Source organism: Amycolatopsis sp. NPDC051045 (genome assembly GCF_040682955.1).
Lineage (GTDB): Bacteria > Actinomycetota > Actinomycetes > Mycobacteriales > Pseudonocardiaceae > Amycolatopsis.
This window is the reverse complement of the sequence record NZ_JBFBCC010000022.1, coordinates 115221-124687: the sequence shown is the minus strand read 5'-3', so window position 1 is coordinate 124687 and position 9467 is coordinate 115221. Positions and strand designations below refer to the sequence as shown.

4 protein-coding genes are annotated in these 9467 nt (G+C 69.4%); 1 reads left to right on the top strand and 3 read right to left on the bottom strand.

Annotated elements, in window-relative coordinates; translation table 11 throughout:
- Positions 1-159 precede the first annotated feature (159 nt).
- Positions 160-4632: a hypothetical protein gene (locus tag AB0M80_RS36220; protein ID WP_364573958.1), complete on the top strand. Its 4473-nt coding sequence runs from the start codon at positions 160-162 to the stop codon at positions 4630-4632.
- Here AB0M80_RS36220 and AB0M80_RS36215 read toward each other — a convergent pair.
- Genes AB0M80_RS36215 through AB0M80_RS36205 form a run of 3 tightly spaced genes read right to left on the bottom strand, consistent with a single transcriptional unit; the run spans position 4575 to position 9467 of the window.
- Positions 4575-5972 (bottom strand): rhamnulokinase family protein, encoded by a 1398-nt coding sequence (locus tag AB0M80_RS36215; protein WP_364573966.1) that lies wholly within the window; start codon positions 5970-5972, stop codon positions 4575-4577. The genes AB0M80_RS36220 and AB0M80_RS36215 overlap by 58 nt on opposite strands.
- Positions 5973-5977: 5 nt before the next feature.
- On the bottom strand, positions 5978-7399 hold the full coding sequence (locus AB0M80_RS36210; protein ID WP_364573956.1) for an L-fucose/L-arabinose isomerase family protein: 1422 nt from the start codon (positions 7397-7399) through the stop codon (positions 5978-5980).
- A 10-nt stretch (positions 7400-7409) separates the two neighbouring features.
- Complete coding sequence (locus AB0M80_RS36205; RefSeq protein WP_364573955.1) at positions 7410-9467, bottom strand: bifunctional aldolase/short-chain dehydrogenase; 2058 nt, start codon at positions 9465-9467, stop codon at positions 7410-7412.

The following is a 9467-nucleotide window of genomic DNA, read 5'->3' as shown; positions in this document are numbered from 1 at the left end:
CAACCACAACGGCTCCGGACACCACTTCTCCACATCGCTCATCGTTGATCAACAATATCGCCTACCCCACAACACCCCCAAACGAGATGCGGTCTAAGCCAGCGGGACCGGCTGATCAAGGTACTGGCCACGTGGACGTCCGACGACGCCTCGGCACATTTGCGGATCGTCCTGACGACCCGACCGATCGCCGGTGCGGCCCTGGCGCCGCTCCACGGAGCCGGCGCGGCTCGCTACGAACTCCTGCCCTTCGACGAGGATGCCTTGCATCGCTTCGCCGCCAAGTGGTTCACCGAAAGCGACGCCGAACGGTTCGTCCGGCAGGTGCGCGACGCGAATCTCGACGAACTGGTCCGGGTACCGTTGCTCGCCACGATCGCCGCGATCATCTTCGAGCAGGACCGTGACCGGCGGCTGCCGGACAATCGGTACGAGCTTTACGAAGCTTATCTGGAGTACCTGCGAGCGGCCCGATCGATCGCCTCCGCACCGTGGGACCAATCCCGCGAAAGCCTCCTGGAGCACTTAGGCCGCGTGCGCCGGGAAGAAGACACGTCCCTGCTGGCGGCGGCCTATGACTGGGCCGCCGCCAACGTGCCCCACATCTGCGACAACACGAACTGGCGCGACGACCTTACGACATACCTCACCTCCGTCGGGCCGCTCGTTTCCCGGGGCGGAGACCTTCAGTTCCTTCACCACAGCTTCGCCGAACACCTGGCGGCCACCGCGCACGCACGTGGGCTCCCGGACCGGTTCGAACCGGAAGCCGAGGAGTTCGTCCAGCTCGTGCACAGGGCGCGCCCGGGCGAACGCGGGCGGCAAGCCCGGCTCGTCCTGCTGCACTACACGCGGCTGCGCCAGGACCAGACCAACCGCCTGATCGAGCACCTGCACACTGGCAACGCGGCCATGCAGGTGCTGGCGGCCAGGCTCCTGGCCTGGCACGCACCGGCGAGCATCGAGGTCACGGACGCCTTCCTGACCAAGGCCAATGCCTGGGCCATGACGACCCAATACCCAGCACAAGAGATCCTCGGTCAGGTGAGCCGCGCGGCCCACCACCCTGGCTTGGCGGGTTGGCTGCTCGATCTCATGCGTGACGAGAAGGCACCGTGGGAATCGCGAATCGAGGCTGGCCGGGCGCTGGCCGTCCGGCTGTATGGTCCGAATCGCTTCGACGCGGTGGCCATGCTGCGGTCGGTCGTGGAAGACCAGACAATCCCGGTCAAGTTCCGGTCCGAGGCCGCCAAAGCGCTGGCCGATTGTGGCGCCGGCGAACGCGCTGCGGCCGTGACCGGCCTGCTGTCGGTGCTGGCAGACAACACGGCGACCGCGTTGCAGTGGCGTCACGCCGCGATCGTCCTCGCCGGGCTGGGCCCCGAACCCCGATCCCGGGCGATCGCCGTCCTTACCGAACTCCTCGACGACGCCCTTGCCCCGCAGGAGGACTTGATCGAAGCGGCCATGGGTCTCCTGGAGATCGGCGGAGGAAACGAGGATCGCTGCGCCGATCTCTTCCGAACTGTCTTGGACAGGCGGAACAGCCCCACCGCCGATGTGCGAAACGCGGCTTTGGGCATGGCCTCCCTAGGCCACCACCAGCTCACGGAAGCGGTTGCCGCGCTCAACTCTCGACTAGCCGAGGAGCAGCCGAGTCACGTCCACGTGCCAGTGGCCCGCGTCCTCGCCGAGCTCGGGCCCGAGTACCGGCATCAGGCAGGGGAAAAGCTGTCCACGTTGGCGTCCCACCCAAGGACGGGCGCATTCTCCCGCGTGTACATTGCCAGCTCGCTTGCGGACTTCGGACCGGAATTCCGAGAGCTGGCTCTCGATTTGCTCCGTGCGGTATCCGCCGTCAAGGACGCCGACCCCAACACGCTGCTCTGGATAGCCGATGCCTTCATGAGCCTTGGCCCTGAGTACCACCTGGAGGCGGCACAAGTAGCGGAAAAGGTGGCCGGTCATCCCTGGGCCGGAAGCTACGAACGCACCACGGCCTGGGGCAAAGTCGCCGACTTGGGCGAGCCGCACCGGACGTCGGCTGTGCGCGCGTTGCAAACGAAACTCGCGGATCGCGCGGCCGATCCCCACGTTCGCGTCCAGGCAGTCAGTGAGCTGTTCCGGCTCGGGCCGGAGTTCCACGCCGAAGCAGCTCAGCATGTCCTCGAAATCGCTTCGGGGCGCACAGCCGATCCTCAGCTCCGCGTCACAGCCTGGCGTACCCTCCAGTTGCTCGACACTGTCTACCACCATCAGGCGTCGAGCGCACTTCTCGACCTGATGGGTCCTCGAGAAGCGAATGCGTGGGAAGCGCACACCTCAGAAGGCATCTTCTACGACGACGACACCGATCCACGCGCCGCAGCCACCGCTCTCACCACGGTCTTGAAAGATCCGACGCGTGGCGTCCGGCATCGGGTGGCCGCCGCCCACAGCCTCGTGAACCTCGGACGGCACCACCACGCTCTGGCAGTCACAGAATTCATCGAACTCCTCGAGAGAAGCGAGATACCTGTCGGGGAGCTCAGTTCGTCGATCGACGGCTTCTCCGAGGTGAGCACCGTTCGGCGAGCTGAGCTGGGCCAGGCGCTGGCCTCCGTCGTGGTGGCACGACCGGCAACAGCCGACCTCATCTGCGAAACGGCCAAGGTGCTGGACGAATTGGACGTGGTCGATCTCCGGATCGACGCGGCAATGCGAGCCCTGCGCGCGGACGAGTCGATCGCCGTCAGCCACCGCATCGAGGCGGCCATGGTCTTGGCGCGCAGGCGACCGGCCGAGGTCCCGGCGGCCGCCACAACGATGATGTGCCTTCATTACGCCAACACCCGCGGAGCCTGGACCGCCTACTTCGAAGAACTCGCCGCCCTCGGCGCGGACCTGCCCGAGGACGTGCGAACGAACACTTCCATTCCGGACACCCAGGTCTGGTTGCGTGAAAGTTGCGCCGGTGAACTGTTCGAAATCCATCCCGAACTGCGCCACGAGGCGTTGACGGAAATTCGGTCGCAAGCCTCGGATGAGCACCTCGAATTCACTTGGCGAACCGACGCCGTCATCCGGCTCGCGGCACTGGATCCGTCCACGACGGAGGACGCAATCAACTTCCACCGGAGAGTAATCGAAAACGAACGAGAACCCGTTTCCCACCGGTGCGAAGCAGCGAATCAACTGATGCAACTCGACGTTTCCCAGCACGTCTCCGCGCAGACCGCAGTTCGGCGATTGGCACGCAGTACCGAACTGTCCGGCGCCGAACGCGCCAACGCGCTGCAATGGCTCGCGATGGCCAACCAGTCGCCGATCGAGCTCGTGCCCCTCGCGAGAGCTATCGTCCACGATCCGGCAACGTCCAACACGGTGCGGCAGAGAACAAGCCGCTACCTGCCGGCGCCTGAGTTCCGGGCCGTTTCACGGGCCATCCTCAACGAGCGTACAGCCTCGATCGCCACATGGGTCGAGACAACGGCCGGCTACTGGGACAACTGGGCCTTGGCAAGCGAAACCGAGATCGTGCTTCGCGACGCGCTGGCCGGTCCCGAGACGCCCCCGGCTGAGCGGGTCACCGCAGCGGCCGCGCTCGGCCGGTTGTCACCCCGGCTCCTCCCGGAAGCAGTCACCATTCTGGCGGAACTCAGAGCAAGCGGCCGCGTACGGCGACAACGGCTCGTGGCACTCGCGGCCTTCGATCCGGCATGGCGAGTTCATATCCTGACCAAGGCACGTGCCACTCTCGACGCCGAAAACCGAGCATGGCAGCACCGGCTCGAGGCTGCGAAACTTCTTCTCGCATTATTTCCCAGCCCTCTGACAGAAAGCGATCTCGCCCGGTTGGCCCGGCTGGTCGGCAACGACCGCATCACCGGAAAGTTCCGGCTTGACCTTCTCCAGGCACTCGAGAGGTTCGACGGCATCCGAGCACTACGCGACGACGAACGGACCCCCACCGCAACGCGCTGGCTCGCTGCGAACTCGATGCGCGATTACCAACGCCAAGACCGCGAGCGAGGCGCCCGGGTCCTCGCTGCTATCGCCGACGATCCGGAAACCCGGCCGCCGCTGCGCTGGCGGGCGGCCGGGGATCTCGCGATGTTCGGAGCACACGGCCGGAAACTTGCCGCGGAACGACTGCGAGCCATGATGATCGACGAGACGTTGCCAGTCCTGACCCGCGTGCATTCCGCGCGGGTCCTCGGCGACATGCGGCCCGACCTGCGTAGCGAAGTACTGATTTTCCTCCGGCGGTTGCCCACGACGAACGCGACGGCCCGAATCCATGTTGTCGAGGCGATCGGCAAGCACGAGCCGCAAGAGGCCGCTTTGGCGTTGCGTGCCATGGCCGAAGGCCGGGCCCTCAAACCGTCGATCAGGCTGCGCTGCGCCAAAGCAATGTCCACACTGCACCGTGACTACCGTGAGCCGGCCGCGGTCGTGTGCAGGGAATTGGCGCACAACGAAACGGTCCCCCGCCACATCCGGGCCGGTGCGGCAAAGGAATTGGCCCTGCTCAGCACCCTCTGCCGCCAGGAAGCACGCGAACTCCTGACCGAAATCCGCGCGAACTGGGACCGTCAGCCGTGCAGCCGGGCCTCCGCCGCCGCCCAGTCGGCGCTGCCCGACGGCTCGTAGCGCCGGATCTCCTGCGTCTCCCGCACCAACGCCCGCATCGCCGCCAGGTCCGGCAGGTCCTCCCCCAGCGCCCGGGCCTGGACCAGCACGTTCCCCAGGGCCGCTGCCTCGACCGGGCCGGCCAGGACCGGCACCCCGCACGCGTCCGCCGTCGATTGGCACAGGAGCTCGTTGCGGGCTCCTCCGCCCACCAGGTGGATCACCTCGACCGGGCGGCCCGTCAAGCGGGACGCCGAGTGGATCGTGCGGCGGTGGGCCAAGGCCAGGCTGTCCACGATGCAACGGACCACCGCCGCCCGGTCGGCCGGCGGGCGCTGGCCCGTTGCCCGGCACGCCGCCGCGAGGCGGGATGGCATGTCGCCCGGGGGCAAGAACTCCGGTGCATCGATGTCCACCACCGCCGCAAGTGGAGGCGAGGAAGCCGCCCCGCGAAGCAAGCCCGGCAGGTCTGACGTCGACCACGTGCGCAGTGTTTCCGACAGCACCCACAGGCCCATCACGTTGCGCAGGAAGCGGATGGTTCCGTCGACGCCACCCTCGTTGGTGAAGTTCGCCGCCAGCGCCGCGTCGCTCAGCTCCGGTGCCGGCAGCTCCAGGCCGGCCAGTGACCACGTGCCTGAAGAGATGTACGCGAAGTTCGCTCCGGGGGACGCGGGCACCGCGACCACCGCCGACGCCGTGTCGTGCGAACCGACCGCCACCACCGGCACGCCGGACAGCTCGTCCGCCGTGCCCACCACCGTGCCGGGGTCGCGCAACGGCGGCAGGAGCCGCGGTGGGATGCCGACCCGCGACGCCAGCGAAGCCGCCCACGTCCGGGCGCGGACGTCGTAGAGCTGCGTCGTCGACGCGTTCGTCCGCTCGGCGCCGATCGCCCCGGTGAGCCAGTAGTTCAGCAGGTCGGGGATGAGCAGCATCGTCGACGCCGTCTCGAGCCGGTCGCCTTCCGAGAGCAGCTGGTAGAGCGTGTTGAACGGCAGCTGCTGCAGGCCGGTCACGTCGTAGAGCTCGCGCGCGGACACCTTCGACAAGACCTCAGCGGGCACGCCGTCGGTGCGCGGGTCGCGGTAGTGGACGGGGTTGCCGAGCAGCGCGCCGCGGTCGTCCAGGAGCCCGTAGTCGACGGCCCAGGAATCGATGCCGACGCCGTCGAGGCGGCCGGCTTCCCGGATCCCGGCCAGGGTCTCGCGATACAGCCCCAGGATGTCCCAGTACAGCGCCGGCCCCGCGCGGACCCCGCCGTTCGGGAAGCGCCGCACCTCCTCGACGGTCAGCAGCGACGGCCCGGCCGTTCCGGCCATCACGCGCCCGCTGGACGCGCCGAGGTCGACGGCCGCCACCCGCTTCACGGGCGTACCACCGTCAGCTCCAGACCGAGCAGGTCCGCGACGGCGGTCAGCTCGGCGACGCGGTGGCCGGTGCCGAGCGCCCAGTGGTGCGCGATCCCGCTGGCCGACCAGGCGTCGGTCCACTCCCCCGGATCGCACCCGAAGTCGACGCGGGACGTCGTGTTCCCGATCCGCAGCAGTGGCCCGGGCACGACCGTGCCTTCCGACGCGATGAGCGTGAACGTCCCGTCCCGGCGCTGGCCGAGCCCGCACAGCGTCACCGGCCCGTGCTTGACGTCGAACTCCACCGACACGCCCCAGCCGCGCTTGCCGTGGTAGACGCCCAGGCCGCGCAGCAGCGGCTTGCGGGCGCTGATCCCCAGGTGCGCCGGGCCGTCGTGGCCCATCTCGACCACGCCGTCGCGGAAGTTCAGCGCCTGCAGCTCGGTGAACGAACCACCGGCGCCGAGCCGGTCCATGACCAGCATGGCCAGCGACGTCCGCAGCTCGTACTCGCCGACGGCCGGGATGCCGCGGGCGGTCAGCAGGGACGCGCCGAGGATGAACCCGGCGCCGACGCGTTCGTGGGTCTCACCGTCGAGCCCGCGGTGGTAGTAGGCCAGCGAGTCGAGGGAAAAGTCCGCGACGAGCCGGTCGAGGGCCACCGAAACCCGGGCACCCCAGGAGAAGTCCTCGTCCACAACGGACTCGTCCACAGTGAACACTTCGCGGGCCAGCGCCACCCGAGCCGCGGTTTCCTCCTCGGTGACCTTCTCGACGCGCACCCGCAGGTCGTCGATCTCCAGGATCTCGACGTGCCCGCCGAGCTGCGCCGACACCAGCGTCGGGTCGGTGGAGACGTCCATCATGCCCGGGTAGAGGTGCCCCAGCAGGCCGTGGCGGCCGTGGCGCAGCGCCGCGCGGACGCCCGCGGCCTTGATCCACCGCTCGATGCGCGTCCAGGCCCGCGCATCCTCGAGGTACCCGGACACCGAGCGGAATTCGACGCCCAGGCGGCGGAACGCGTTGGCCATCTCGGGCAGCGGGCAGACGCCGCAGTAGGCCAGCCACGCGCCGGTGTCGAAGGACTCGTGGTCCATCGCCTCGGTCGGCTGCAGGTTCAGCAGCAGCACCGGCGCGCCCGAGCGCTGCGCGACCGGTGCCAGCATGCTGGACGTCAGGTACGTCGTGAGGAAGCCGATGATCAGGTCGCAGCCGGCCACCCGCAGCTTTTCCGCCGCGGCCGCGCCTTCGGCCGCGTCCGAGACGAACCCGGCGTCGATCACCTCGCAGTCCATTTCGGACAGCCGAGAGGCGACGCGCCGCGCGGACGCCTCCAGCTGGGGCAGCAGTGCGGGGAACTGCGGCCAGTAGGCGCCGAGCCCGCCGGAGACGAGGCCGACGCGGGTGCGGCGCGGGGTGATGCGATCCATGGTCATCGGTCCTCCGTCAGCGCAGGAACGCGGCGGCGACCCCGGCGTCCACCGGCACGTGCAGGCCGGTGGTGTGGGTGAGGTCACCGCCGGTGAGGGCGAACACCGCCGCCGCGACGTGCTCGGGCAGCACCTCGCGCTTGAGGATGGTCCGCTGGGCGTAGAACTCGCCCAGCTTCTCCTCCGGCACGCCGTAGACGGCGGCACGCTGGGCACCCCAGCCCCCGGCGAAGATGCCGGAGCCCTGGACGACGCCGTCGGGGTTGACGCCGTTGACCCGGATGCCGTGGGCGCCGAGCTCGGCCGCCAGCAGCCGCACCTGGTGGGCCTGATCGGCCTTCGCGGCGCCGTAGGCGACGTTGTTCGGGCCCGCGAACACCGAGTTCTTGGACGAGATGTAGACGATGTCGCCGCCGATGCCCTGCGCGACCATGGCCTTCGCCGCGGCCTGCGCGACCAGGAACGAGCCCTTGGCCATCACGTCGTGCTGGACGTCCCAGTCGCGTTCGGTGGTCTCCAGCAGCGGCTTCGAGATGGACAGCCCGGCGTTGTTGACCACCAGGTCGATCCCCCCGAACGCCAGCACGGTGGCGTTCACCGCGGCCTGGACCGCCGCCGCGTCGGTGACATCGGCGGTGACCGCCGTCCCGCCGATCTCCGCGGCCACCTCCGCGGCCGCGTCACCGTTCAGGTCGGCGATGGCCACGCAGGCACCCTCGGCGGCGAGCCGCTGGGCGATCGCCTTGCCGATCCCCGAGCCGGCCCCGGTGACCAGCGCGATGCGCCCGGCCAGCGGCTTGGGCTTCGGCATCCGCTGCAGCTTCGCCTCTTCCAGCGTCCAGTACTCGATCCGGAACTTCTCGCTTTCCGGGATCGGCGCGTAGGTGGACACCGCCTCGGCGCCGCGCATGACGTTGATCGCGTTGACGTAGAACTCCCCCGCCACCCGCGCGGTCTGCTTGTCCTTGCCGAAGGAGAACATCCCGACCCCGGGCACCAGCACGATCGCCGGGTCGGCGCCGCGCATCGCGGGCGAATCCGGGGTGGCGTGCCGCTCGTAGTAGCCGCGGTAGGCGTCGCGGTACTCCGCGTGCAGCTCCTTCAGCCGCGCGACGACGTCCTCCAGGGGCGCGGTCCCGGGCAGGTCCAGGACCAGGGGACGGACCTTCGTGCGCAGGAAGTGGTCCGGGCACGAGGTCCCCAGTGCCGCGAGGGGTCCGAGCTTCTCGCGGGACAGGAACTCCAGCACGACGTCGCTGTCGGTGTAGTGGCCGACCTGACGCTGGTCGGTCGAGGCGAGCCCGCGGATCACCGGCGCCAAGGCCGCGGCGCGCGCGTGCCGCCCGGCCGACGGCAACGCTTCGAAGCCCGGGACGACCGGGCCGAACGGCTCCGGCGTGCCGCGCGCGGCGAGGAATTCCTCGGCGGTCCGGATGATCTCGAGGGAGTTCCGCTGACATTCCTCGGACGTCGCGCCCCAGGCGGTGATGCCGTGCCCGCCGAGGATCACGCCGATCGCCCGGGGGTTCGCCGCCTTGACCGCGGCGATGTCGAGGCCCAGCTGGAAGCCCGGCCGCCGCCAGTCCACCCACGCGACGCGATCGCCGAAGCACTCCTTCGTCAGCGCGGGCCCGTCGGCCGCCGTGGCGAGCGCGATGCCCGAGTCGGGGTGCAGGTGGTCGACGTGCGGGGCCTCGACCAGGCCGTGCATCGCCGTGTCGATCGACGGCGCCGCTGGTTCTGATGGCGTCTCAGCGGGAAAGCGTGCTTCGACGCCGCCCCGGCCGTGCAGGCAGTAGTCGAACGCGGCGACCATCTCGTCTTCGCGCTCGACTCCCGGGTAGACGTCCACCAGGGCCCGCAGCCGGTCCAGCCGCAGCACCGCCAGCCCGGCCTCGGTCAGCGTCCCGAGGTCGCCCCCGGAGCCCTTCACCCACAGCACCTCCGTCGGCGCGCCGGTCACCGGATCGGTGACGTCGCCCTTGGCGGAGGTGTTGCCGCCGGCGTAGTTGGTGTTGCGCGGGTCGGCCCCGAGCGCGTTGCTGCGCGCGATGAGCTGCTCCGGCACGGTCAT

Excerpts from the sequence above, each read along its gene's own strand:
- AB0M80_RS36210 (WP_364573956.1), bottom strand. The coding sequence starts at position 7,399 with ATGACCATGGATCGCATCACCCCGCGCCGCACCCGCGTCGGCCTCGTC.
- AB0M80_RS36205 (WP_364573955.1), bottom strand. The coding sequence starts at position 9,467 with ATGACCGTGCCGGAGCAGCTCATCGCGCGCAGCAACGCGCTCGGGGCC.